This window comes from Dietzia maris, assembly GCF_014144855.1.
Classification (GTDB): Bacteria; Actinomycetota; Actinomycetes; order Mycobacteriales; family Mycobacteriaceae; genus Dietzia; species Dietzia kunjamensis.
In genome coordinates, this window is sequence record NZ_JAALDN010000344.1 from 1 (window position 1) to 492 (window position 492).

Annotated in this window: 1 protein-coding gene; it reads left to right on the forward strand. The window is 69.1% G+C overall.

Going from position 1 to position 492, the window contains the following annotated elements; all coding sequences use genetic code 11:
- A partial coding sequence (locus G6024_RS11515) for an SDR family oxidoreductase (RefSeq protein WP_159148746.1) occupies positions 1–468 on the forward strand: 468 nt, incomplete at its 5' end.
- Positions 469–492 lie beyond the last annotated feature (24 nt).

Here is a 492-nt window from a genome sequence, read left to right on the forward strand (position 1 = left end):
GCGTTCGTGGACACCATCATGGTGAACCTCGTGGGGGTGTGGAACACGGTCCACGCGATCGCGCCTCTGATGATCGAGCGCGGCGAGGGCGGGTCGATCGTCCTCATCTCGTCGACCAACGGCTTGTCCGGGCGGGGAGGCGACGGGTCAGGCGCGGCCACGGGGTACACCGCCAGCAAGCACGGGGTGGTGGGGCTCATGCGCAGCTTCGTGATCTGGCTCGCGCCGCACAACATCCGCATCAACACGATCCACCCGGCCGGCGTCCTGACGGCGATGGTGGCGCACGACGAGATGGCCAGGTGGTTCGCGAACAACCCCGAGGGCCACACGATGGGCAACGCTCTGCCCGTGCCGATGCTCGAGCCCATCGACATCTCGCGGGCCGTTCTCTACCTGGTGGAGGAGTCCGGCCGCCACGTCACCGGGGTGACGATGCCCGTCGACGCGGGGTTCACCGCGAAGTAGCCGGCCGGCCGCCGGTGGGGAGAC